Here is a 25606-nt window from a genome sequence, read left to right on the forward strand (position 1 = left end):
AGACGACAGCCTGAGGGCGACAGCAATCGGCAAGGAGCCTATCGTGACTCTCACCGCGCCAACGTACACCACCAATGCCGACGGTCAGCCGCGCCGGGTCGGTGTCGAGATCGAGTTCGCCGGTATCGGCCCCATCCAGGCAGCACGTCTGGTCGAGATGACGTTCGGCGGTCGCGTCGAGCAGCATAGCGCGCATCGCCTCCAGGTCACCGGGACCCCATGGGGCGTCTTCCATGTCGAACTGGACAGCAAGTACGTTCACCCCGACGAGCGCTTGCTCGACCGCGCCCGCGCCGTCGACGGCCAGCCGCCCGGGATCGGCGAGCACCTGCGTGCCAGCCTGCACAGCCGCACCCGCGAATGGCTTGGCGACATGGTGGCGGGCCTGGTGCCGACGGAGATCGTCTGCCCGCCGATTCCCTGGCACGAACTGGAGCGCCTGGACGAGCTGTTCGCGGCGCTGCGCCGGCATGGGGCGGAAGGCACCGATGCCAGCCTGCTGTATGGCTTCGGTCTCCACCTCAACCCGGAAATCCCCTCTCCCGACGTCGAGAGCGTGGTGGCCTACCTGCGCGCCTATCTGATACTCGCCGACTGGCTGCGCGACGAGATCGTCGTGGACGTGACGCGGGACATGCTGCCGCACACCCGGCCGTTCCACAGCGACTACACCCGCCGGATACTGGCGCCGGACTACGCCCCCACGCTGCAGACGCTGATCGACGACTACCTGGTCGCCAATCCGACCCGCAACCGGGAGCTGGATCTGCTGCCGCTGTTCGCCTGGCTGATGCCCGACCACCCCAATGCGCTGCTCCGGGAGACGCTGGTCAAACCCCGGCCGACCTATCACTACCGCCTTCCCAATGCCTCGCTCTCCGATCCCGAGTGGGGCGTGAGCGTCGAGTGGAATCGCTGGGCCGAAGTCGAGCGCCTGGCCGCCGACCCGGACCGGCTGGCGGAGCGCAGCGCCGCCTACCGCGTCCACCTCGCCCAGCCGACCCTGAGCCGCTGGCTGGACTCGCTACGCCACTGGATGCGCCATTGATGGGCTGGACGCGCGCCCGCTCCGATCGCAGACGGCGAGTCGGGTCGCCCCGGGTGACCGGCCGACCGCTGATCGGTATCACGACCTCGGACCACAAGAGCTTCCTGGCCTGGTGGTGCGACTGGGTCTCGGTCTGGCGCGCCGGGGGCAGGCCGCTGCGGATTTCGCCCGCCCGCCCGCTGCAACGGCCGGTGGACGGCCTGATCATCGGCGGAGGCGACGATATCGGCGCCCAGCGCTACGGCGGCGAGATGCAACTCGACGTGCGTATCGACCCCGCCCGCGACGAACTCGAACTCGAACTGCTGGCCCGCTATCTACCGGAGCGGATACCGATCCTGGGCATCTGCCGTGGCGCCCAGATCATCAACATCCACTGCGGTGGCAGCCTGATCGAGGACATCCAGACGACCTATCGTCACATCAAGAACCGACGCATGGTGCTGCCACGCAAGCGCATCGAGATCGAACCGTTCAGCCAGTTGGCCGACATTCTCAACCGCCGCTACTGCCATGTGAACAGCCTGCATCACCAGGCGGTGGATCGGCCTGGGGACGGCCTGAAGGTGGTCGCCCATGACCGCGACGACCTGGTGCAGGCGATCGAGAGCGACCGCCACCCCTTTCTCATCGGCGTGCAGTGGCATCCGGAGTTCCTGCTCTTCAGCCGCTCGCAACAACGGCTGATCCGGGCGCTGGTGGATGCGGCCCGGCTGGGAGCTGACACCCCGAGACAGAGCCCCGGGGAGTGACGGTCGATCACTTGACCGCCGTGACGACCACCTCCAGTAGCGCGCCCGGGGCCAGGTCGCTCCAGCAGGAGTGGCCAAGGGCCTTGGCAGGCGAAGCCCCTATCCTGGCCTGTCTTCCTTATCGAGGTGTCAGGAATCAAAGCCGACCCCGAAACGGTTCAGTGTACGTAGCAAGAGTGAGCGGCGTCCCGTGCGGTCTTCCTGAGCGAGATCCTTTTGAACGCGTTGGATCGCCAAGGATCGGAACGGTTCGGGGGGAAAGGGTACGACCCAGCTGCGCAGCATCCGCAAGTCCGTGCGTTCCGTGCGTCTGCCTTCCAGCATGTCAAGCATCGCCAGCGCGGCAAAACGCGAGGCCGAAACGCCTTGGCCGGTAAAGCCAAGCGCGTAGGCCAGTCGCCCCCCTAGCGCGGTGCCGGCAAAGAACGTGGTGCGTGCGGAGGTATCGACGATCCCTCCCCAGGCATGACTGAAGGATAGATCCGATAGCGCCGGGAAAGCCTCGTCGAAGTTCGCTTCCAGACGCGCGTAACTCTCGGGACGATGCAGGAGCTCGCGATCCCGACGGCTGCCATAATGGTAGATCGCGTCAAATCCGCCCCAGAGAATCCGGTTGTCCGCCGTCTTGCGGCAGTAATGAAACTGGTTGCCGCTATCGGCTACGCCATGGCGCCCGCGCCAGCCAATGGCCACGAGCTGTTCGTCGGAAAGCGGCTCGGTGACCAGCGTGTAGTCAAAAATAGGGATGATCGACATCCGAAAGCGCCTGAGAAGCGGCATCGCGGCATTCGTCGCCATCACCGACTGCCTGGCGGACACGACCGCCTGTGGCGTGGTCAGCCGTACGCCCGATGCAGCATTGTCGAGCGATGTGACAGGCGTGTCCTCATGAAGGACGATACCGCGATCGAGACAGGCCTGCCGCAGACCCGCGACCAGCTTCATGGGGTTCACTAGTGCATAATTGGGCTCGTAGAGTCCTGCCTGATATCTCGGGCTCTTGAACTTTTCATCCAGAGCATCGCCCTCGAGATAATGGCTCTCGATACCGAAGCGCGCGTAGACGTCACGCATCGCTTTCAGCCCTTCCGCCTGCCACGGAGTGGCAGCGACGTTGAGCTTGCCCTCGCGCTCGAATTCGCAGTCGATCCCGTACCTCGTGAGATCTTCCTCTAATCCGTCGAGGTTCTCGTAACCCAGGCGAATCAGGGTTTCGGCCTCTTTGGGCCAGCGCGCCAAGGCGTTGGCGACACCGTGGGAAATACTGGGCGCGCAGAAACCGCCGTTCCGGCCGCTTGCCGCAGCACCGCAACGCGTGGCCTCCAATATGACGATACGCGCATCTGGCCAGCGCTCGCGCGCCTTGAGTGCCACCCAGAGGCCCGTGAACCCGCCACCGATGACCGCGAGATCACAACGGACATCGGTCGTTGGCGGCGAGGCGAGATCGCTCTCCAGAATGGTCTCCAGCCAGACAGGCGTCCGATCGGCATCAGAAAATCGGTTGATTCCTTCCATCCAGCGGCCCTCCTATGCCGACCGAGCTTCGGCTCTGGAACAGCCCAAATCCGCAAATTCCTGGTATAGATTGGCTCGAGGAAATACCTGTGATCCTCTGGCCGCGTCAGTCAAGGTATCCGCCACCTGAGGCGTCCGAGTCATTGCCCCTCCCCTTGTCCAGATACCAACCCCACTCTTCTCTATGATCAAATCGTGTTACCTGTTTCGTCTCGAGGTAAGCGTGGAATCCGGCCTCACCCAGTTCCCGGCCCACACCGGAACTCTTGTATCCCCCCCAAGGCGCTTGGGCGAAGGTTGGCTGGGAACAGTTGATCCAAATGATGCCGGCGCGCAGTTTGGCCGCCACCCGGTCACACCGCGCCAGGTCGTCGGACATCACCGCACCGGCAAGTCCGTAGGGGCCATCATTGGCAATACGGATCGCCTCCTCGTCCGTTTCGAAGGGATTGATGCAGACCACAGGACCGAAGATTTCCTGCTGCCAGATTTCCGCCTCGAGCGGCACGTCGGCATAGATCGTCGGTGCGATGAAGTAGCCCGTTGGCAAGCCGTCGGGCCGGCCTCCTCCGGTTACCAGTCGCGCACCGCTGCTTCGAGCGCGATCGAGAAAGCCCAAGACCTTGTCATATTGGCTCTTCGACACGATGGGGCCGAGCTTGACGCCCTCCCGGTCGCCTGCACCGATCGTGATTTTCCTGGCCTCTTCTGCGACCCGCTCCACCATCCGGGGATAAAGGCTCTTCTCGATCAGCACTCGGGAGGTTGCCGAACAGACCTCGCCCTTGTTCCAGAAGATTCCGAAAAGGATCCACTCTACCGCCTTGTCGATGTCACAGTCGGCAAAGACGATGAAGGGCGACTTTCCGCCCAGTTCCAAGGAAACGTTGCGGATACTCAGGGACGCGGCATGCATTACCTTACGACCGGTGGGGATGGAACCGGTAAAGGCGATCTTGTCCACCAACGGATGTTCGGAGAGCGGAGCACCGGCCTCGGGTCCGAATCCAGTGATGAGGTTGAAGACTCCGGCTGGGACACCCGCTTCATGGATAATCTTTGCCAACTCCACGCAGGACATCGAGCACAATTCGGATGGCTTCAGAACCACCGAACAGCCTGCCGCCAACGCCGGTGCCACTTTCCATACCGCCATGAGCATAGGGAAATTCCACGGCGTAATGGCGGCCACAACTCCCACTGGCTCGCGCCAGATGCGGCTATCGAAGCGCGGATCGCCTACGTCCACCTGGTCGACACCCTTTGCGGCGACTTCTTCCGCGAGATCGGCGTAGTAATCGAAGCAGAAAGCGGCATCCGCGATATCCCACTCGGACTCGGGTAGTGGCTTGCCATTGTCCCGAGTTTCCAGAGCAGCGATCTCCTTTAGCTGGGCTCGGATGCCCGCAGCGACCTGGCGCAGCACGCTTGCCCTATCGGAAGCCGCCAGATCGGACCATTTACCACTGTCAAATGCCGTACGTGCCGCTCGCACAGCACGATCCACGTCTTCATCCTGGCCCGCGGCAATCCGCGCAAACTCTTGCTCGGTGGCCGGATCGATTGCCGCTAGAGTGGCGCCTTTGCGTGGCGCAACAAAGGCGCCGTCGATGTAAAGCTCTGTCGTCATCAGTTGACTCCTACGCTGGCCGGGCTGGGCTCGGTGACACCCGGCCACGATGAGATTCATGCGCCAGGCACTAGGCAGCACTCGCCATGGTTGGCCGGCGCATGAACGAGGGGGACCGTTTATCGACACTTGGGAACGCCTGCCTAGTGGGGTGCCAACGATGGCAGGTACAGACTGATCATCGGGAAAGTGATCAGCAGAAGTAGCGTGATCAAATCGACAGCGACGAACCAGCCGACGCCACGGAAGATCGCCGTGAGCGGCACCCTTTTACCGAGCGCTGCCTTTACGATGTAGACATTGAGACCCACGGGTGGGGTAACGAGGCCTATCTCCAGAAGCTTCACCAGAATGACGCCGAAATAAAGCAGCTCGACGCCAGCTTCCTGCGCCACAGGCAAGATAATCGGCATGGTCAGAAGCAAGATGCCGATGGAATCGAGGAAACATCCAAGAATGAGATAAAGTATGGCGACCATCAGGATGATGGCAAGATCGCTGGAGCCGAAGGACAATAGCGAGGATGCGATGTAGTTCGGCACGCCGCTCAACGTCATGAATTTGCCGAGCAACGTCGTCCCGATGACCACCATGAAAATGCCAGCGGTGCTGGACAGCGTCGCAAGCCCACTTCGAGTCAACGACTTCCATGTAAGGGAACGCCGCATCGCACCCAGTGCGATGGCGAGCGCCGCACCAATAGCGCCTGCCTCCGTGGGACTGAAGAGACCGGTGAAGATACCGGCAAGAACCACGACAACGATGGTCGGCAACGCCCAGACCTCCTTCAACGCATCCACCAGGTCGCGCCGGGTGAAGGTTTCGGTGACAGCGGGCGCCAAGTTAGGGTTGAGTGAACAACGGATGACGATCATCGCGATGAACATCATGGCCGAAAGAAGGCCTGGCAGAAAGCCGGCCATGAATAGCTTGGCAATCGAGATCTCGGCGAGATACCCGTACAGCACCAGCAGAATGCTCGGCGGTATGAGTGAACCCAGCGTGCCGGCGGCCGCGATGACGCCGGTCGCAAGCCCGGGATCGTAGCGGTAGCGAAGCATCTCCGGTGTGGCAATGCGCGCGAAGGCCGAAGAGGTGGCAACGCTGGAGCCTGACGCCGCGGAGAGCATCGCGCAGGCTCCTACACTCGATACGGCCAACCCGCCCGGAAGCCAGGCGAGCAGGATTCGCATCGCACGGAAAAGCCCTGTGGAAATTCCGGTTTCCGAGGCGATGAATCCCATGAGGAGGAACATGGGGATAGCCGTCAAGTTCCAGTCGCCCACGAGGTTGAACGGGATCGCGGTAAGCATGCCCCATGCTGCTCGTGTGTTGAGCAAAACACCGATGCCGATGAACGATACCAGTCCAAGAACGACACCGATCTGGACGCGTAAAAGCAGCAGGATGAGCGCGACACCCAAGCCTAGAAAGCCAATCGTCAGGTTGTCCATTGATCTACCTTGTCAGCTGCCGACTTCATCGGACGACACTGGCGATGGGTCGAAATCCGGCTCAGTCGCCGCTTGATAAGCGTTCGCGAGAACCATGAGGAGCATGGCGGAAAAGCCGACCGGCAGGGCCAGTTTCGCTGGCCATATCGTGACGTAGACCGCGCCCATCATCATCTCGTTGAGTTGGTAGGACCGCATGGCATCTGCCCAAGTCTGCCAGGCCAGAAGCCCAAGAAAGGTCGCCGTGACGAGGTATCCAGCCACCAGGACCCACCGCTGCAATCGGCTTGGCAGCATCTGATAGACGAGATCCACCGAGATGTGCTCGTTCTTTTTCTCGACAAAGGCGAGTGGAAGAAAGACGACGAGCACCATGTGATAAACGGAGATGATTTCGAGGTTTCCGGGTATCGGGCGACCGGAAAGATTGCTTGCCAGCACGTCAACCACAGTCTGGAGCATCATGAGAAAGAGGCTTACCAGCGCGAGCGCGGCCAGCAGATTGGCGAGATGCCTGATCAATCGCAGAATCATGGCGTGCTCCCTCCCGGCGGCTCCTGCGAACTCCCGTAGAGACCATAGGTCGACACGTCGACCTTGCTGTAGATTTGATCGTGGAAGATCTTCTGCAGCGCGTCGGTGTCATCCCTATCCACATCTGCCAGCAGATGCTCCCACTTCTCGTAGGTCTGCTCGAATCTGTCGATCAGCGCGTCGGGATCGTCGACATCGAGACGTTTCGCCACATCCAGGGCCATCTCGTTGACATCCGAAGCGATGAACCGATCCAGTTCCCCTTTGAGGCTGTCGTCCGGCTCGTGGATCGTCACGCCATGATCCTTGGCCTCGGCGAGGGCCTCGTCGGCCGACTGCTCGAAGGCCTCCGTCATCACGACGAGATTGTCGGAGATAGTGTCTATCAGGAGTTGCCGCTCCTCCTCCGAAAGGCGGGACCACGCCGCTTCATTCATGGCGTACTGCCAACCGGCAAAGTACTGCCCGAGATCCAGCAGCGTTACCTCCTTCGCCACGTCCCAGAGGGAGCGCGTCTTCAGATCGTTGGGCGAGTTGGCGGCACAGTCGAGCTGCCCCCTGTCGAGGCCGGTGAACATCTCGGACGAAGGTACATTCACTGGCACCGCCTGCACGGAAGAGGCCCAGGCAGCATGCACCGGACTCGGCAGCCTGATCTTCTTGCCGGCGATGTCCTCGATCGAGACGACGGGCGTGGTGCATATCAGGGCATAAGAGGGCGAGGCATAGCTACCAAGGAAGACAATGCCCTGCTTGCGGAACATGGCCTGCATCTGCTTATCGTTCAAGTAGAAGTCGGCAACGGCGGCCGTCAGCACCATGCTGTCATTGAACGAGATGCCCAGCGCAGCGAGCACGTTGTCTGCCGGGAGGTCCGAGGGCGTATAGGTTCCCGCGTGATAGGTCATGTCCACAATCCCGTCACGGAGACCCGATAGATGAGCGCCGGGCGGGAGCACCGAGTCGCCCGTGTAGACTTGCATGGTGAGGGCACCATGAGATTTCTGATCCAGCGTCTTGGCCAGGGCGAAGTAACCGTTCCTGACCAACGGATAGGTATCCGGAAACCAGGTACTGGCCGTGATCTCGGTCGCCGAAGCGGGAGCCGCCGCGACGCTGAACAAGCTGATGAGGAGGACTCCGCAAAAACGTCTCATAGGGTACCCTTTTCGTTGTTGTACTGAGTTCTTGCTGCTTGGGTCGGGAGTCAGGCGCCGCTATCAAGCGTGTCCGGCGCCGGACCGGCCCGGGGCGACAGACCTCCTACGCAGAGGCGAGCGCACCTTCCACTGCATCCCGCGAGAGCCGCTCTCCCTCCCTCTGGGCGGGGTCACCGAAGCCGCCGCCGCCAGCGGTCTCGATTACCAATCGGTCGCCGCGGCGAAGGACGATATTGCCCTTGGAAGGCAAGTCGATGGACGCGCCGTCACGCTCCACGAAAAACCGCGAGTTTGCGCCTGGCTTTCCGCCATGCAGACCCCAGGGCCGGAACTTGAAGCGATCGGAGTAGCAATTGAAGGTCACGTCATCATCGAGGATCTGGTAGATGCGCCGTGCCCCCATACCGCCCCGATGAGCACCGGCTCCCGCGGAGCCGCGACGCAGCGCATACTCCTCGATGCGCATGAAGGGATAGTCGATCTCCAGACTCTCGATCGGCACGTTCGAGCAGTTTCCGACAAATCCGTCCACGACATCGGCCCCGTCAGCGCCAGCAGAGGCTCCCCAACCGCCGCCGACCACCTCCATGTAGACGCGATAGCGGTCGGGCCCCATGTGGCCCATGCCAATGGCGTTTGTCGTATCGTGACCGGCAGCCAGCACTCGGTCGGGCGCGACGTCTGACATTGCTCGCATGATGGCGTTGTAGATGCGATGACAGGCGGTATTGCGGGCGCGGACCGCGACCGGTTGGCTCGGGTTCAGGAACGAGCCGTGCGGCACGTCGATACGCCTGATCGGCCGATACAGCCCGTCATTCACCGGGATCTGTCCACCGCCGAGCAGAATGGCGAAGGCCCCGTAGGCAGCGGAGATCGTCGAGGCCAACGGAGAGTTGATGATGCCCTTCGACTGCGGGGAGCTCCCCTCGAAATCGATCTCGACGGCGTCGCCGCTAATCGTGATCCTGACGGCGACGCGCAGCGGCTCGTCGGTAAAACCGTTGTCGTCCACGAAGTCTTCCGCTTCGTAGACGCCATCGGGAATGCTGCGAATCCCCTCGCGTGCCAGTCGTTCCGAATAATCCTGCAGTCCCGCGCCCGCGCTGAGCACGGTCTCCTCGCCAAACTGCTCGAGCATTTCGGCGAAGCGCTGCTGCCCTGTCCGGTTGGCGGCCAACTGTGCATAGACATCGCCCATGACCTGATCGGGCGCTCGCACATTGAGACGAATGAACTGCTCCAGCAGACCGTCGCCGAGATCGCGCTCGATGTCGAAGCGCGAAAGCGGGATTCGCAGACCTTCCGAGAAGACGTCCGATGCACCGGCATTCGGGCCCGCAGCACCGCCGCCGACATCGATGTGATGGCCGATCGACGCGCTGAAGGCGACGACTTCCCCGTTGTAGATGATCGGAGTGAACAGCACGAAGTCATTCAGGTGCTGGGCGCCGCTGTACGGATCGTTGGTGATCAGCCCTTCGCCGGGGCCTATGGTTGACAGGTCATAGCGCTTGGCGAAAGCCTCGAACACCTTGCCGAACGAGTTCATGTGGATCGGGCAGAACTGGGCCTGCGCCAGAATCCGTCCATTGCGGTCCAGCAGCGAGGTCGAACAGTCCCTCGCCTCGCGGATGATGGTGGAATAGGCTGACCGAACCAGTTTCTCTCCCATCTCCTGCGCGATTCCGTGCAGACCGTTGCTGATGATGCTGAACAGGGCGTGGTCGCTTGCGCTCGACGTGCTCATGCCTGGGTCTCCTTTTCGAGGATCAACGATCCGGTCTCGTGTACAGTCGCACGCCATGCCGGCGGTACGAGCGTGGTGGCAGTTGGCTCCTCCACGATTGCCGGCCCATGCAGGACGTGGCCCTTCGGCAGCGATGCGCGCCAGGCAAACTGACACGGCGTTCGGACGCCGCGGAACGTCACCGCAAACTCTTCGATCTCGGGAGAGACATCGCCGGAGGGGCCGCGAGTCAGTTCCTGCAGGGTGTCGCCATCGGCGGGTATCTGCGCGACGAGTCGCAATGTGACGATCTCCACGGGGTCGCGTGAAACCGAGCCGTAGCGTGCCATGTGTGTCTCACGGAAGAGCCGCTCGAGATAGGCCTGACCCTGCGCAGCAAGCGTTTCCAGGTCGATCTCCGTCAGAAGCTCGAACCCTTGGCCCAGATAGCGCATCTCCAGGGCATGGTCGAAAACCAGCTCGTCATGATGGCGACCGAGGCGGGTGAACTCCTCGACCGCACGCTCCCGCATTCTCACGAAGGATGCCGCCACGCGCTCGGCCGCGTGCTCGTCCACCTTCATCAGATGGGTCTCGCGATAGATGCGCTTCAGGTCCGACACGAGCAGGCCGAGCGCCGAGAACAGTCCGGGATGGGGCGGAATGACCACACGCCCGATCTTGAGCTCCTCCGCCGCCAGAGCGCTCATCATTGGCCCCATACCGCCATAGCCGTAGAGCGCGAAGTTCTTCGCGTCGTGGCCGCGCTGGACTGAAACGAGGCGGATACCCTGGCCGATATGGGCAATCGCGATATCGATCATGGCTTGGGCCGACTCCGAAGCCGACGAACCCAGCGTCGCAAGGGCTTCGCTGGCGCGGTCGGGGTGCAGCGTCATCTTGCCACCGAGAAACCGGTGAGACCGGATCCAGCCGAGTTCCACGAGGGCGTCCGTGATCGCCGGATCCGTTCCGCCGTGGCCGTATGACGCGGGCCCAGGTCGGGCGCCAGCCGAGCGCGGTCCCACCTTCAGCATTCCCCCGCGGTCGACATAGCCGAGGCTCCCGCCGCCGGCGCCGATATTGGCGATATCGGTGCTCGGCAGCCCCACCGGCAGTCCGTTGACATCCGTTTCAGCCGTGACACCGGCCATACCGTTGCGGATCAGCGCAATGTCGGAACTCGTCCCACCGATATCGAGCGTGATGACGTCGGTATCGCCGACCACCTCCGCCACCCGGACCGCACCGATGACTCCCGCCGCAGGCCCGGAATTGAGCATGTGAACACCGCAGTCGAGGGAACCGCCTACCGGCAGCACGCCGCCGGAAGACTGCATGAGGAAGAGATCGCTCTGCGGGGCATGTTCCGCCATGTGGCGCTCGAGGCGGCCGATATACCGGCCTACCAGGGGTGCCAGGTAAGCGGCCATGGCGGTCGTGGACGCGCGCTCGTATTCACGGAACGTTGGCAAGACATCCGATGACAGAATGACCGGCAGATCGGGGAAACGCTCGGCCAGAAGGACACGGACCCTGTCTTCGTGCCGCGGATTGAGATAGGAGTGGAGCAAGCAGACTGCGATGGCCTCGGGCGACTCGCGCTCGATGAGCGCTTCGACCGCGTCGATCAGGGAGGCTTCATCCAGCGACTCGACAACCTCACCATGCGCATCCAGTCGCTCGGGAACCTCGATCGAGCGACTCAAGGGAATCAGCGGCTGTGGCTTTTCGCAGGCAATCGCGTAGACGTTGGCGCGAAGCTGGCGCTGCAACTCCAGAACATCTCTGAAGCCACGTGTCGTCACGAGTGCGGCGCGACACCCGCGCCGTTCGATGATGGCATTCGTGGCCACGGTCGAACCGTGACAGAGCTCAGACATCTTGGAGAGATCCTCACCCAGCGCCACCTGCAGACCGGAGATCACGCCCTCCGAGGCGTCCTCCGGCGTCGAGGGAACCTTCTGGCTTTTCACCTTTCCCTCTTCGATCCAGATCAGGTCGGTAAATGTCCCCCCGACCTCAACAGCCATCTTTATCATCTTGTTAGATATCATTTTGCTAAATCCACCTTCGTGGTTTGCCATGGTGCTGGAACCGCTGGAAATCAGTGCTCCGTTTCACGACATGTCGGAGTGTCATACCTGCCGTTATTCAAGTGCCCCATCCTGCGACAAGTAGCCGTGTTCGCTGCCGCGCGAGTTGAAGAAAATCATCGGGGGTCATGTTCGAGCGAGCGCAATATTCCCGAAAATCGTACATCAGCAGCGCGTAGACAATATCTGCTGCCACGCCCTCGTCGACGTTCTCACCCAGGCTATTCCGGGTCCGAAAATGTCGCAGAATGCGGCGCGTGAACGTTTTGAAGACCTCTCTATTCTGATCAATCTCTTCGGACGCTTCGCTGTTTGCCCGAAACTCCGCGGCAAGCATATCGCGCCACAGCGACTTCTCCTGGGGCGTCGTCACGTCGCCGATGTCGGCGTACATGAGTTGTGCCAGTGCTTCGGCAAGATCGTCGGGCGGGTTGTCGGCGACAGCCTCATACGCTTGTGAAAGACGTTTTCGATCGTTGGCAAGGATCGCCAGCAGCACGGAGTTCTTGGTAGGGAAATAGTTGTAAACGGTCTTGAGCGAGACATCAGCCCTCTCGGCAATGTCTTCCATTCTGGTCTGTTCGAAGCTCTCCTTGCGCAGCAGAGCGATAGCCGCTCGCAAGATCTCCGCTCGCTGCATCTGCTTTTTTCGCGCGCGTCGATCACTGCTTGGTGACACATCGGCCTCATCCATTTTTTACCCCAATATATTTTTACACTTGCATGTAAAAAACCTGAGGCATGCGCCACTGAGTGTCAAGAATTTTTTGAGAGCCGTCGTTATCGGATAAGTAATTTCCACCTGAGGCCGGGCCAGGATATGAGTGCCACGAAGGCAAGAAAGATGGCATGAACCACCCCCAGCCCGCGTCCCTCGGCCCAGGCCTGAAGCGTCCGGATAGCGAGAACCTGAACGCTGGCCTCTTCGGTAGCCGTTCCTGCATGGGTGAGACTCAACCGCCGGCAGCGGCTGAGCAGAGCGGGAGGGAGCTTGTGATCTTGCACTGGTGCCAGGCTCGAGAACTCCACTCGTCTCGCGCGCACGGTCTGCTGCGAGACGAAGCCGGCCTTTCTCGTCGTATGGAGTGGAAACCGGTCACTTTTGAACGATTTACCTCCTTCAAGCCACACTGCCCCCTATCCCCCGCCCTCGCTGTTCACGTCGTGCCGAAGAGCGCCATGCGCTGGCCATCCCGGCAACGGTCTCCTGGTCGGCTAGAGGAAACGGTTCTGATCGAGATGGTGACTTTTCGGCGCTAGGCGGGCACGCCAGGTATTGCGGGCCACCAAGCCACTCACACCGCTTCAGGCGCAAGGTGATGGCCTGGTCTTGGCGAATGGAGCGCTCCAGGTAAATCCGACACAGACACTCCAGCAGCAGGTGACAGACCAGCAGGTGCTGGCCGCAGAAGACGTGGGGCGGCGGGAAAGAACCATCGGAGAAGCTAGAGAAGAGCTGCTCGATCTGCCCATCATGCGGCGGGTCCGGGGTGGCGTCGAAGTCGCGGATCGATCGCTTCGTCGGCGGCTGCCGAAAGGCGCGGGCGAACGGCTCGACGATCTCTTCCCGGGTGGTCTTCGACCCTGTCGCCAAGTCGGCTGCTCGAAGCGATACCGCTTCGACTGGCTGGTCAGGACACCGGCCATGGTTCGCTCGCGTGTTTCGGGGCGCGAACAGAGCGTGTCGGTCGACCGCTACATCATCGAACGGTCTGAAAGCAGGGAGATCCCGTTTCCGAGAAAGCGGCCTCGGACGTTCGCGTCGACCGACCCGATACGGCGGTAGTGCTCAGGCCGCCGCTCGATGCAAGACACCCGGCGCACACGAGGCGCGACGGGGTGTCATCGAAGCTCCAGGCCCCTTCGGCTACGACGGCATGACCGCCAGCCGGCGCCCGGCAGGCGTGCGCAGCAGAAACAGGCCGATGAGGATACCCATCACCGATAGCGCGGCGACATAGATCGCCGGCGACATCGGGTACCAGCGCATCAGCGTGGTGACGATGATCGGTGTGAAGCCGCCGAATACCGCATAGGCAACGTTGTAGGAGAACGACAGCCCGCTGAACCGGACCGCCGCCGGGAACGCCTTGACCGCCGCCGCCGGGATGGCGCCGGTGATTCCCACCGCGAAGCCGGCCAGGGCGTAGAGCGGCATCAACTGGTCGGGGCGCTGGCCGACGACACTCATCATCAGCCAGTAGCTCGCGCCCAGCAGTGCGCTCCAGCCGATCAGGGTCGCGCCGCTGCCGAAACGGTCGGCGCACCAGCCGGCGACCACGCAGCCCACGATCAGACACAGGATCGCCACCACGTTGGCCAGCGAGGCGTCCAGCCCGGCGTACTGCGCCGCCAGCAGCGGCGGCGTCATCAACATCACCACGACGATGGCCGCGGTCAGGATCCAGCTGACAGCCATGGCCAGCAGTACGCCGCCCAGGTGGTCGCGAAGTACCGCCTTGACCGGCAGCTCGGCAGCCAGCGCCCGGCGCTCGCGCATCTCGGCGAAGACCGGGGTCTCGCGCAGCCAGCGACGCAGGTAGACCGCGATCAACCCGAAGCCCCCACCGATCACGAACGGGATTCGCCACGCCCCTTCGGCCAGCTCGCCGGCCGAGTAGTGCGATTTCATCGCCGCCGACACCAGCGAACCGATCAGGATCCCCGCCGCCAGCCCCGCCGACAGCGTGCCGCAGGCAAGCCCGACATGACGACGCTGGACATGCTCGGTGACGAACACCCAGGCGCCGGGCACCTCGCCACCCACGGCCGCCCCCTGGAGCATGCGCAACAGGACCAGCAGCAGCGGCGCCAGATAGCCGATGGTGTGGTAGGTCGGCAGGCAACCGATCGCCAGCGTCGGCAGTGCCATCAGCAAGATCGACAACGTGAACATCCGCTTGCGCCCCAGCAGGTCGCCGAAGTGGGCCATCACGATGCCGCCCAGGGGACGCACCAGATAGCCGGCGGCGAAGATGCCGAAGGTCTGGGTCTGGCGCAGCCACTCCGGCATGTCCGGCGGGAAGAACAGTTGCCCGATCACCGTGGCGAAGTAGACGAAGATGATGAAGTCGTAGAACTCCAGCGCGCCCCCGAGCGCGGAGAGCGACAGCGTCTTGACGTCGCCTCGCGATAGAGGCCGGTTGGCGCTCGCGCCGGTAGCATTGTCGGATAACGGTGTATGGGCCACGGTCTCTTCCACGAAAGACGCCACCCGCGGGTGGCGCCGTCTTGGCTATCGGTCGACAGGCGGTCGTCACGGCCACCGGGTTTCCGGCCCCAATGGCCGCCGCCCGGTCAGGCGCGAGACCGCCGCGGAATCAGTTCTGCATCAACGCCAGGCGCTGCCCGCTTGGCGCGCGCAGCAGGAACAGGCCGATCACCACGCCGAGCGTCGCCAGTGCGGCGATATAGTAGGCCGGCGCGGCGGGATGACTGGCCATCAACGTCGACACCACCACCGGGGTAAAACCGCCGAAGATCGCATAGGCGACGTTGTAGGAGAACGACAGGCCCGAGAATCGCACCGCTGCCGGGAACGACTTGACCGCAATGGTGGGTACCACGCCGACGATGCCGACGCCGAACCCGGCCAGGCAGTAGAGCGGCGTCAGTTGATCGGGACGGGTCGGCACCGTATGCATCATCACCCAGTAGCCGACGCCCAGCAGCAGGCTCCAAACGATGATCGTGATCCCGCTGCCGAGACGATCGCAGCACCAGCCCGAGACCACGCAGCCGATGATCACGCAGACGATGGCCCAGACATTGGCCAGCGAGGCGTCGATGCCGTAGAGCGTCTGCAGCAGGCTCGGCGTCATCAGCACCACCACCACCACCGCGCCGGTGAGAATCCAGGTCACCGCCATCGACAGTACGACGCTGTCCAGGTGGCGGCTGAGCACGCGCTTGACCGGCAGACCGTCGGAGAGCGCTTTCTTGGCGCGCATCTCGGCGAACACCGGCGTCTCTTCCAGGTAACGGCGCAGATAGACTGCCAGGAAACCGAAGACGCCACCGATCAGGAACGGCACCCGCCAGCCGTAGGCGTTCATCTCCTCCGGCGTGTAGTACGACTTCAGGAACGCCGAGATCACCGACCCGATCAGGATGCCGGCAACCAGCCCGGAAGCCAGCGTGCCGCAGGCCAGGCCCACGTCCTTGCGCGAGACGTGCTCGGTCACGAACACCCAGGCGCCGGGGACCTCGCCGCCCACCGCCGCGCCCTGCAGGATACGCATCAGCACCAGCAGCAGTGGCGCCAGGTAGCCGATGGTGTCGTAGGTCGGCAGGCAGCCGATCAGCAGCGTCGGCACCGACATCAGGAAGATCGACAGCGTGAACATCCGCTTGCGGCCCAGCAGGTCGCCGAAGTGCGCCATGATGATGCCGCCCAGCGGCCGCGCCAGATAGCCGGCGGCGAAGATACCGTAGGTCTGGACCATGCGCAGCCACTCCGGCATGTCGGGCGGGAAGAACAGGTGCCCGATCACCGTGGCAAAGTAGACGAAGATGATGAAATCGTAGAACTCCAGCGCGCCACCCAGGGCGGATAGCGACAGGACCTTGATGTCACCGCGTGACAAGGGACGCGACGGAGCCGCATCGTATTGTGGTGCGTTAGCCATGGCCATGTTCTTTTTCTGAGGCGTTGAAACGTGCAGTTGTCCGGTAGCCAACGTGCGTCACGGATGCTCGACAGAGGATGCCGCCCGGCGCATGAAGGGGCCACGACATTACCAGACTTTGCCAGTTCCGTCAGCGGCACGCCGGGGCGCGAGCCGCACCCCGGCGCAAAAAAAACCGGCCTCGAGGGCCGGTTCTTCCCGTCGCCGACGCTCAGCTTTCCAGCTTGGCGTCCAGCGAGATCTTGGCATTCAGCAATTTGGAGATCGGGCACCCTTCCTTGGCCTTCTGGGCGGCGCTGTCGAAGGTCGCCTGATCGGCACCCGGAATCTTGGCCACGGTCTTGAGCTGGACTTCGGTGATGGTGAAGCCGCTGTCGTCCTGCTCCATGATCACGGTCGCGTCGGTCTTGATGCTATCGGGCTCGATGCCCTCCTCGCCCAGCATCATCGACAGCGCCATCGAGAAACAGCTGGCATGGGCAGAGGCGATCAGCTCTTCGGGGTTGGTGCCCGGCTGGCCCTCGAAACGGGTATTGAAACCGTAGGGATTCTGCTTGAGCGCGCCACTCTCGGTGGACACGACGCCCTTGCCCTTCTTCAGGCTACCCTTCCATTCGGCGGATCCGGATTTCTTGATCGTCATCGTCAGCTCCTTCTGGTTTGATGTGACGTTTCGATGCAATCGACCATCACAGTGGATGGGCGACGATCAGTGTAGACCACATTGCTCGAAGGTCATCCCCGCCGTCTCACCCTTCACCCCTTCAGGGCCGCCAGCGCTGCATCGTAGTCGGGCTCGTTCTTGATCTCGCTGACCAGTTCGGCGTGCACGACCCTGTCCTGCTCGTCCAGCACGATCACCGCGCGGGCGCACAGTCCGGCCATGGCCCCGCTCTGCAGCGCGACACCGTAGCTTTCGCGGAACTCGGGATGGCGGAAGCTGGAGAGCGTGACGACGCGATCCAGGCCCTCGGCGCCGCAGAATCGGCTCTGCGCAAACGGCAGGTCCGCCGACACCACCAGTACCACGGTGTTGTCGAGCCCGCTGGCGTACTCGTTGAACTTGCGCGTGGACATCGCGCAGGTCTTGGTATCGACGCTGGGAATGATGTTGAGCACCTTGGATCGGCCGGAGAAGTCCGCCAGCGACACCTCCTCGAGCTCGGCATTGGTCAGGGTAAAGTCGGGGGCTCTGTCGCCAACGGTGGGGAAGTCACCGCCAACCTCGACGGCCACGCCGCCTCGCGTCACGCTCTGCATGATGGTCTCTCCGAAAGGAACGATTCAAAGACGGTACGATGGAAAACCGTGAGCGCGATATCGGACGACATCGGCGCCACCGATCAGCATAGCCTATTCGCCGGGCTCGCCGGACGATCGGTCCAGCAACTCTCGGGATCTCGCCAGGGCTGGAGAGCCGGGTTCGCGCAACAGCGCCATGTTGCGCTCGGGAATACCCTCTGGGTCGGCATGGTGCGCGATCGCCCGCTCGAGCTCGGCCTCCCGCAGGATGTGCAGCATCGGCAAGGGGGAACGGTTGGTGGCGTTGGCGGGATCGGTCGCCTCGACGCCCTCGAACACATAGTCCGGGTGGAAACTGGCCAACTGATAGATGCCGACATAGCCCTGATCTTCCAGCAGCCGCTCGGCCAGCTCGAGCCAGTCCAGATAGTCGTCGAAGTCATCCATGCCCTCAGGCGCGATCAGCAGCGTGGTGGCAATATCGGCGTCCGCATCGAGACGCCGGCATTCGGCCACCAGCTCGTGGAGCAGCCCTTCCAGGTCGCTGGCCTCGGCCAAGGCGTAGTGAATGGCACCCCGGCGCATCTCGCGCCCGGCAAAGGGACAGATATCGTGGGCCACGACGAAGGATTCGACCCAGGCCCGGGTCCGATTGAGCGCAGACGGTTCGATGGCGATTCTCCTGAGACCGGTGGACGATGACCGCGAGACGTTCACCCTCACCGCGAAGGCGTTAACAGGAAACCAACGGAGGGGTCACATCAGTCGAGCAACGTTACACGGTTGTCGACAAAGGGGTTTGCGAAACTCGCGAGTGGCGACCAGCATAACAGTAGTGCCTCAACCGACAGGGAGTTTTCCATGCCACGGCAGACACCACGGATCGAATTGCCCGAATGCCGGAACGCCCCATCGGTCGCCTTGCCGGCGATCGGCCAGGGAACCTGGTACATGGGCGAGAATCGGGTGCCGCGCCAGCAGGAGGTGGCGGCGCTGCGCCACGGCCTGGACCTGGGCCTGACGCTGATCGATACGGCCGAGATGTATGGCGACGGCGGTGCCGAGGAGGTCGTCGGCGAGGCGATACGCGATCGTCGCGACGACGCCTTCGTGGTCTCCAAGGTCTACCCCTGGAACGCCGGCCGGGACAGCGCCATCGCCGCCTGCGAAGGCAGCCTCGAGCGGCTGGGGATCGAATCGATCGATCTCTACCTGCTGCACTGGCCCGGCGGCATTCCCCTGGAAGAGACCTTCGAGGCGTTCGAGCGGCTGCGCGATCAGGGCAAGATTCGCCGGTTCGGCGTTTCCAACTTCGATGCCGGCAATCTCAGGGCCATGGAGGCGCTGCCGGCCGCCGCCGACTGCGCGACCAACCAGGTGCTCTACCACCTCGGTTCCCGCGGCATCGAGGTCGACGTGATTCCCTGGATGCAGGATCACCATATCCCGGTCATGGCCTACTGTCCGCTTGCCCAGGGCGGCCGACTGCGCGCCAAGCTGCTCTCCTCCACGGTGGTCAACGAGATCGCCGACAAGCATGGCGCCAGCGCCGCCCAGATCCTGCTGGCCTGGACCATTCGCCCCGTCGGCGGCCACCGCGAGGGGCCAAGATCCGTCGTCGCCATTCCCAAGGCGTCGACCCTGGCCCACGTCGACGCCAATGCTGACGCCTTGAACATCGCCCTCGACGACGACGATCTCACCCGGCTCGATGACGCCTTCCCGGCGCCCCGTGAGCCGGTATCGCTGGATATCGTCTAGCCCCGCGCCGAGAACGCATGCGCCAGGTGCCGCTGCTGGTAGGCCGGACGCCGCCGATCAAAGGGAGAGCGCGCAGCGAAAGCCGATATTGCCCGAGGAGGAGTCCGGCGTGTTGCGGGTACGCGCCGCCACCCTGTAGCGGTTGCAGTAGGAGGCATGACACAGATAGGAGCCGCCGCGCATGACCCGACTCTGGCCACTTGCCGGCCCGACAGGGTCGGTCGGCACGGGCGTGGTGTGATCGACGCCAAACCAGTCGGCACACCACTCCCAGACGTTGCCGCTGGCGTTGAAGATACCGTAGCCGTTGGGCGCAAACGCATCGACCGGGCAGGTGCCCATGAAGCCATCTTCACCGGTATTGCATGTCGGGAACTCGCCCTGCCAGATATTGCAGCGGTGCTGCCCGCCGGGCATCAGCTCATTCCCCCAGGGGTAGCGCTGCTGGTGCAGGCCGCCTCGCGCCATGAACTCCCACTCGGCCTCGCTCGGCAGGCGCTTGCCGGCCCAGCGGCAGTACGCCAATGCGTCATTGTGCGAGACGTGGACCACCGGATGGTCGCCCCGCCCCGCCAGTGAACTCCCCTGCCCCTCGGGCCGATGCCAGCAGGCGTCCCTGACCGCCAGCCACCAGGGGGTGCCCGGCACGCTGCCCACCACCTGCTCGGGATCGGGCTGGGCGACCAAGCCCTCGAACACGAACGACCAGCCGAAGTGCTCCGCATCCGTGAGATAGCCCGTGACCCGCACGAACTCGGCGAAGGCGTCGTTGCTGACAGCACAGGCGTCGATCAAGAACGGCGCGAGGCCGACCTCCCTTATGGGCCCCTCGCCATCCTGCGGGAAGCCGTCCGCCTCATCGGTACCCATCAGAAATCGCCCCCCCGGCAGGGAGCACATGCCGCGCGTATCGGCAGCGGATCGACGCGGCACGACAGCGGTTGTCGTGCGTTCCATGGTCCCCTGCGGGCGCGAGGCTGCGCAGCAGGGTGAAGAAGGCCTCGAGGTCATGATGGTTTCCAGGCAGATAGGCTTGCAGCGGTACACAGGGTACGCCACGACCGTACAATGGCGTCAGGAAATCCGCCACTGCACATCGACGCGGCGATGGCGTCAAGCGCCGAGACACCCATTCACACTCCATGGAAGGCAGGGACATGAAACGAGTGACCTTGAGCCAAGTCGCCGCCCACGCCGGCGTCTCGCGTGCCACGGCGTCGCTGGTGGTTCGCGGTGAGGGGCGTATCAGCGCCGAGACCCGGGCCCATGTCCAGCAGGTCATGCAGAACCTGGGCTATGTCTATCACCGTGGCGCGGCGGCCCTGCGCGAACAGCGCAGCGGCGTCGTCGGCCTGCTGGTCACGCAGCTCTCCAACCCCTTTCACGCCGCCATGGCGGTACATTTCGAGCAGACCCTGGCCGAGGCGGGCTATCTGACCATGCTCGCCAATACCTTCGACAGCCCCGAACGCGAGCGCTCCCTGATTCGGTCGATGCGCGAGATGCCGGTCGATGCGCTTGTGCATGTACCGACGTCGGCGGATCGTTGCGAGGACGCAGCGCGGTTGCCGAACGGCTACTGGCCCAACCTGGCACTCACGCGTCGGCCACATGCCGACACCGCCTGGATCGGGCAGAACGACACGCGCGGTGGCGCGCTCGCCGCCGAACACCTGAGTCAGGTCCACGACTGTCGCCGCCTGGTCTATCTGGGGGGGCCGGAAGGCGCCTCGGTGCGCTCGGAAAGGATGCAGGGCGTCGAACAGGCCATCGAGGCGGCTGGCGGACACCTGGTGGCCAGCATGACGGGGCATGCCAGTGTCCAGGGCGGCCTGCAGCTGGCCGAACGCTGGCTGGATAGCGATATCTCCACCGATGGCGTGATCTGCCACAGCGACATCATCGCCTTCGCCCTGATTGCGGCCTGTCGTCAGCGATACGGCCATATCCCCTGGCCCATCATCGGCTTCGACGGCCTGGAAGAGTCCGCTCTCTATGACCCACCGCTGACCACCGTCACGGTCGGCCCCGAGGAGATGGGAGCGCTGGCTGCCCGGCGCATCCTGGCGCTGCTCGACAAGCAGGAGATACCGCAGGAGCAGCGTCTCGACCCGGTGCTGGTGGTGCGAGCGTCCTGCGGTTGCCACGTTTAAAACGACACGCCAGACAAAGGCCTGACTCCCGGGCTCAGGCGATCGTCTGCCGCTGTCACTCTGCGATAACCGGCCAGATCGTGAGGGTGCGAGCGAGCTTCCTGCGGCCGTCACGTTGACAACGACACGCCAGACGAAGGACTGACTCCCAGGCTCAGGCGATCGTCTGTCGCTGTCACTCTGCGATAACCGGCCAGATCGTGAAGGTGCGAGCGAACTTACTGCGGCCGTCACGTTGACCACGAGACGCCAGACAAAGGTCTAATTGCGAGATCCCTCATGACTCCATAGCGTGCCAGGTAGATCGATCTACCAACCACTGATTGGAGCGTCTCATGACAGCGCCTGACGGCACACGTCCGGACATCGTTCTGATTCACTGCCACGACCTGGGCCGCTGGCTCTCCTGTTACGGCATGTCCTCCGTACCGAGCCCTTGTCTAGCGCGCTTCGCGCAGCATGCGACGGTGTTCGACAACGCCCACGCGGCCGCCCCGCTCTGCTCGCCGGCTCGGGGCGCGCTCTTCACCGGCCTGTCACCGCACCGCAACGGCATCCAGGGCCTGGCGCACGATGCCTGGCGGTATCGCGAAAATGTCCTGACGGCGCCGGAGCACCTGCGCGCGCAGGGCTATCGCTCCACCCTCATCGGGCTACAGCACGAGCACGTCGATCCGGATGTGCTGGGGTACGACGAGGTCGCAGGGGCCGGTTTTCTCCCCCGTGCCCACCAGGTCGTGGACGCGGCCCGAAGCTGGCTCTCCGCCCAGCCACCGCGCGAGGCGCGTGCCCCACTGTTTGCGGCGATCGGCGTGTGGGAGGTGCATCGCCCATGGCCGGAAACCGATTACACCCCGGCGGACCCTGCCACGGTCGAGGTGCCGGCCTTCTTGCCGGACACGCCCGAGACACGCCAGGATATCGCGGCATTCCACGGTTCGATCCAGCAGCTGGACCAGGCCATGGGGCGGCTGTTCGAAGCGCTGGACGCGAGCCTCGATCCCGCCAATACCCTGATCATCTTCACCACCGATCACGGCACGGCATTCCCACGCGCCAAGAGCACCCTGTATGACGCCGGCACCGGGGTCAGCCTGCTGGTGCGCACGCCCGGCGCCTGGGGCGAGGCGCCGGCCCGGGTCGACAGCATCGCCAGCCATGTCGACATCCTGCCTACCCTGCTCGAGGTGGCCGGCGGCCCGGCCAATCCGTCACTGGAAGGGCGCTCGCTGCTGCCCCTGCTCGTGGCCGGCGACACCATGGCCGCAGAGGAGCGGATGATCTTCACCGAGAAGACCTATCACGACAATTACGACCCCAAGCGCGCCGTACGCACCCGGGACTTCGCCCTGATCCGCAACTTCACCCCGGGGCCGAAGCTGGCGCTGTCGCTGGATCTGGAGCACAGCTCGACCCGCCAGGGGATGGGTGATGCCCACCTGGAAGCGCGCGACATGATCGAGCTGTACGACCGTCGCAGCGATCCCTACGAGCTCAACAATGTGTTCGATCAGCCCGCCTATGCAGAGGTACAGGCCCGGCTTTCGAAGGCCCTGGAGGCGTGGATGAACGATACCCGGGACCCGCTGCTCGAGGGCCCGATAGCGCCCCCCGCACGCCGTACGCGCACCCTGGACGCCCTGCCGCCGCTCGCCGCGAGCGCCAAGCCACCCGCCTCGGGAGCCTCCTCATGAGCGACTCGACGACACTGCCCGGCACCGCCGGGGCACGCTCTCCCCTCGTGATCTTCGGCCTGGGGGCGCTGGCCGAACTGCTCTTTGGCTACGACCTGGGCATCATCGGCGTGGCACTGCTCTCGATCGAACAGGACTTCGCCCTGGATACGATCACCCGGGGGCTGGTGGTCAGCTCCATTCTGTTCGGTGCCACCCTCGGGGTCGGCGTGGCGGGCTGGTTGTCCGACCGTCTCGGGCGCAAGCCGGCGCTGATACTCACTGGCGTGATTTTTGCCCTCAGCGGCGTGGTCGCCGCGCTCGCCCCCAACGTCGAGTCGCTGATCGCGGCGCGCATGATCATGGGGCTGGGCGTGGGCGCCTCGGCAGTGGTGGTCTCGGTCTACCTGGTGGAGGTGGCACCGACCCACCTGCGCGGGCGAGTCGGTGCCATGGGCCAGCTGATGGTAGTCTCGGGCATCCTGCTGGCCTATCTGGTGGGCTACGCCCTGCAGCCCTTCCATGCCTGGCGCTGGATGATCGGTCTCTCCGCCATCCCGGCCATTGCCCTGCTCATCGGGCTGGCCTTCATGCCCGAAACGCCACGCTGGCTGGTCATGCGCGACCGCCTCGAGGCGGCGCGCCGGGCGCTCACGATGCTGGGTCGAGCGTCACACGAGGTCGATACCGAACTCGATGAGCTGGTCAGAGCCCATCGTGCCGGCACCATCAACGGCCCCGCCAAGAGTTCGGTGATCAAGCAGATGCTGGCGCCCAGGCTACGTTCGGCCTCGCTGGCCGCCGCCGCCGTGGCGATTCTGGTTCAGTTCATTGGCGTCAATTCGATCATCTACTACGCCCCGACGACGCTCTCCCGCGCCGGTTTCGGCGACGCTGCCGCGGTGACCGCCAACCTCGGCATTGGCGTGGTCAATCTGGTATTCACGATCATCGGCGTGCTGATCATGGACCGCTTCTCGCGCAAGCGCCTGATGGGCATGGGCGCCCTCGTCATGCTCTGCACCATGGGGCTGCTGGGGCTCTATGCCGCGCTGCAGCCGGCACCGTCCATGACGGGTGCCTGGATCAACCTGCTGGGCATGATGCTCTTCTTTGCGGCCTTTGCGCTCTCCTGGGGGGTCTGCGTGCGGGTGGTGATTTCGGAGCTTTTTCCCTCGTCGATTCGCGGCACGGCGGCCGGACTGATTCTGGTGCTCAACTGGCTGGCCAATTTCGTCGTGGGGCAGGCCTTCCCCTCCCTGCTGGATTACAGCGCCTCACTGAGTTTCTTCCTGTTTGCCGGCGTCGGCGTCCTGGCGTGGCTGTTCGTCACCTTCTATCTGCCGGAAACCGGCAGCGGTCGGAGCCTGGAGGAGATACAGGAGAAGGCGTGATGCCGGGACCGGTGCAGGGCCGGCCCCTCGACTCACAGCGATAGCTGCCCGCTGAGCGCCACCTCGCCCTTCCTCGATGCCAGCCGATCCGCCAGCCGGGTCGGTTCCGGCAGCTTGGTCCGACCCAGGCAGCGCACCACCCAGTCGACCGCGGTGGGCAGAGAGAGCCGGTGCCCCGGCGACACGAACAGCGGCTTCACCCCCTCCCGCGAGCGCAGCACCGCGCCGATGGTGACCCGGCCGCGCGCATCGACACTGACGTCGCTCGGATCCTCTTCGCGCCGCCGGTCGGTCAGCGGCGCCCACTCCCCCTTGGCCGACGGCACCTCGCCGAACTGGCCGCACAGCCGGCTCTTGCCCACGCCGATGGTCGGCAGATCGAGCCACAGCCCCAGGTGCGAGGCGATGCCCAGACGGCGCGGATGGGCGATGCCCTGGCCGTCGACCATGATCAGATCCGGGCGCTGCGACAACTGCTCGAACGCTCCCAGCGCCGCCGGTATCTCGCGAAACGACAGCAGCCCCGGCACATAGGGCATGCGCGTCGGCTCGCGATGCACCACCTGCTCCACCAGCGTGAGCGACGGCCACTCCAGCAGCACCAGCGCCGCGCGGGTGGTCTCCCCGCCATCTTCGAAGCCGATATCCATGCCGGCGATCAGGCCCACCTCGCCCAGCGTATCCTCGCGCCTGACGCTCGGTGCCAGCCGCTTCTGCAGGGCGATCGCCGCCTCCGGCGTCAGATTCCAGTCATGTAGTGCCATCGCCGTCTTGCCCTCCCGTGCTGTCGACGTCCAGAAGCCTAGTCATGGCGTCCACGTCTCTCCAATGCAG

The 25606-nt window shown here is 63.9% G+C and carries 22 protein-coding genes; 7 read left to right on the forward strand and 15 right to left on the reverse strand.

The genetic code is table 11. The annotated features are described in order from the left end of the window. The first annotated feature begins 43 nt into the window (after positions 1-43). A complete protein-coding gene (locus tag AAGT95_RS19520; protein ID WP_342594845.1) occupies positions 44-1048 on the forward strand; it encodes an amidoligase family protein in 1005 nt (334 codons plus the stop codon). Beyond that, a complete protein-coding gene (locus AAGT95_RS19525) occupies positions 1048-1800 on the forward strand; it encodes a type 1 glutamine amidotransferase (protein ID WP_342594846.1) in 753 nt (250 codons plus the stop codon). Before AAGT95_RS19520 ends, AAGT95_RS19525 begins: the two co-directional genes overlap by 1 nt. 129 nt (positions 1801-1929) lie before the next feature. On the opposite strand, the gene AAGT95_RS19530 is transcribed toward AAGT95_RS19525, so the two are convergent. From AAGT95_RS19530 to AAGT95_RS19565, 8 genes are all read right to left on the reverse strand, one after another. Beyond that, positions 1930-3318, reverse strand: coding sequence for an FAD-dependent oxidoreductase (locus AAGT95_RS19530; protein ID WP_342594847.1), 1389 nt, complete (start codon positions 3316-3318; stop codon positions 1930-1932). A 106-nt stretch (positions 3319-3424) separates the two neighbouring features. Continuing rightward, complete coding sequence (locus tag AAGT95_RS19535) at positions 3425-4948, reverse strand: aldehyde dehydrogenase family protein (protein ID WP_342594848.1); 1524 nt, start codon at positions 4946-4948, stop codon at positions 3425-3427. A gap of 143 nt (positions 4949-5091) precedes the next feature. Continuing rightward, positions 5092-6402, reverse strand: a complete 1311-nt coding sequence (locus AAGT95_RS19540) for a TRAP transporter large permease (protein WP_110598328.1) — start codon at positions 6400-6402, stop codon at positions 5092-5094. Positions 6403-6414: 12 nt separating this feature from the next. Then, entirely contained in the window at positions 6415-6936 is a 522-nt protein-coding gene (locus tag AAGT95_RS19545; RefSeq protein WP_110598329.1) for a TRAP transporter small permease subunit, read from the reverse strand. Beyond that, a complete protein-coding gene (locus AAGT95_RS19550; RefSeq protein WP_342594849.1) occupies positions 6933-8060 on the reverse strand; it encodes a C4-dicarboxylate TRAP transporter substrate-binding protein in 1128 nt (375 codons plus the stop codon). The genes AAGT95_RS19545 and AAGT95_RS19550 overlap by 4 nt, the downstream gene beginning before the upstream one ends. A gap of 139 nt (positions 8061-8199) precedes the next feature. Further along, on the reverse strand, positions 8200-9903 hold the full coding sequence (locus tag AAGT95_RS19555) for a hydantoinase B/oxoprolinase family protein (RefSeq protein ID WP_342596553.1): 1704 nt from the start codon (positions 9901-9903) through the stop codon (positions 8200-8202). Next, the gene (locus AAGT95_RS19560) at positions 9843-11858 is read right to left on the reverse strand and encodes a hydantoinase/oxoprolinase family protein (RefSeq protein ID WP_342594850.1); all 2016 of its coding nucleotides are present in this window, start codon (positions 11856-11858) and stop codon (positions 9843-9845) included. The genes AAGT95_RS19555 and AAGT95_RS19560 overlap by 61 nt, the downstream gene beginning before the upstream one ends. A gap of 121 nt (positions 11859-11979) precedes the next feature. Beyond that, positions 11980-12615 (reverse strand): TetR/AcrR family transcriptional regulator, encoded by a 636-nt coding sequence (locus AAGT95_RS19565; RefSeq protein ID WP_110598333.1) that lies wholly within the window; start codon positions 12613-12615, stop codon positions 11980-11982. Between the two features lie 636 nt (positions 12616-13251). On the opposite strand from AAGT95_RS19565, the gene AAGT95_RS19570 reads away from it, so the two are divergent. Then, complete coding sequence (locus AAGT95_RS19570; RefSeq protein WP_342594851.1) at positions 13252-13707, forward strand: hypothetical protein; 456 nt, start codon at positions 13252-13254, stop codon at positions 13705-13707. 81 nt (positions 13708-13788) lie between these two features. Here the strand turns inward: AAGT95_RS19570 and AAGT95_RS19575 are convergent, their stop codons facing one another. The 5 genes from AAGT95_RS19575 to AAGT95_RS19595 form a co-directional block, all read right to left on the reverse strand. Then, entirely contained in the window at positions 13789-15111 is a 1323-nt protein-coding gene (locus AAGT95_RS19575; protein ID WP_342594852.1) for an MFS transporter, read from the reverse strand. A gap of 130 nt (positions 15112-15241) precedes the next feature. Further along, a complete protein-coding gene (locus AAGT95_RS19580; protein ID WP_110598336.1) occupies positions 15242-16549 on the reverse strand; it encodes an MFS transporter in 1308 nt (435 codons plus the stop codon). A gap of 211 nt (positions 16550-16760) precedes the next feature. Then, positions 16761-17192: an OsmC family protein gene (locus tag AAGT95_RS19585; RefSeq protein WP_110598337.1), complete on the reverse strand. Its 432-nt coding sequence runs from the start codon at positions 17190-17192 to the stop codon at positions 16761-16763. 113 nt (positions 17193-17305) lie between these two features. Beyond that, positions 17306-17809 (reverse strand): thiol peroxidase, encoded by a 504-nt coding sequence (gene tpx / locus AAGT95_RS19590; RefSeq protein ID WP_342594853.1) that lies wholly within the window; start codon positions 17807-17809, stop codon positions 17306-17308. A 93-nt stretch (positions 17810-17902) separates the two neighbouring features. Then, a complete protein-coding gene (locus AAGT95_RS19595) occupies positions 17903-18412 on the reverse strand; it encodes a DUF1415 domain-containing protein (RefSeq protein WP_342594854.1) in 510 nt (169 codons plus the stop codon). Between the two features lie 240 nt (positions 18413-18652). Between AAGT95_RS19595 and AAGT95_RS19600 the strand changes: the two genes are divergently transcribed. Continuing rightward, a complete protein-coding gene (locus AAGT95_RS19600) occupies positions 18653-19552 on the forward strand; it encodes an aldo/keto reductase (protein ID WP_342594855.1) in 900 nt (299 codons plus the stop codon). Positions 19553-19609: 57 nt separating this feature from the next. Here AAGT95_RS19600 and AAGT95_RS19605 read toward each other — a convergent pair whose 3' ends face one another. Further along, entirely contained in the window at positions 19610-20509 is a 900-nt protein-coding gene (locus AAGT95_RS19605) for a formylglycine-generating enzyme family protein (protein WP_342594856.1), read from the reverse strand. A gap of 200 nt (positions 20510-20709) precedes the next feature. Here AAGT95_RS19605 and AAGT95_RS19610 point away from each other — a divergent pair, with 200 nt between their 5' ends. The 3 genes from AAGT95_RS19610 (at position 20710) to AAGT95_RS19620 (ending at position 24772) form a co-directional block, all read left to right on the forward strand. Continuing rightward, a complete protein-coding gene (locus AAGT95_RS19610; RefSeq protein ID WP_162302599.1) occupies positions 20710-21705 on the forward strand; it encodes a LacI family DNA-binding transcriptional regulator in 996 nt (331 codons plus the stop codon). Positions 21706-22040: 335 nt separating this feature from the next. Then, complete coding sequence (locus AAGT95_RS19615) at positions 22041-23399, forward strand: sulfatase (RefSeq protein ID WP_342594857.1); 1359 nt, start codon at positions 22041-22043, stop codon at positions 23397-23399. Continuing rightward, positions 23396-24772, forward strand: coding sequence for a sugar porter family MFS transporter (locus AAGT95_RS19620; RefSeq protein WP_110598343.1), 1377 nt, complete (start codon positions 23396-23398; stop codon positions 24770-24772). Before AAGT95_RS19615 ends, AAGT95_RS19620 begins: the two co-directional genes overlap by 4 nt. 32 nt (positions 24773-24804) lie before the next feature. On the opposite strand, the gene nfi is transcribed toward AAGT95_RS19620, so the two are convergent. Beyond that, positions 24805-25536 carry a deoxyribonuclease V gene (gene nfi / locus AAGT95_RS19625; RefSeq protein WP_342594858.1) on the reverse strand — a complete coding sequence of 244 codons (732 nt, stop codon included), beginning with the start codon at positions 25534-25536 and terminating at the stop codon, positions 24805-24807. Positions 25537-25606 lie beyond the last annotated feature (70 nt).

It is taken from the genome of Salinicola lusitanus (genome assembly GCF_038648475.1).
GTDB classification, from domain to species: domain Bacteria; phylum Pseudomonadota; class Gammaproteobacteria; order Pseudomonadales; family Halomonadaceae; genus Salinicola; species Salinicola lusitanus.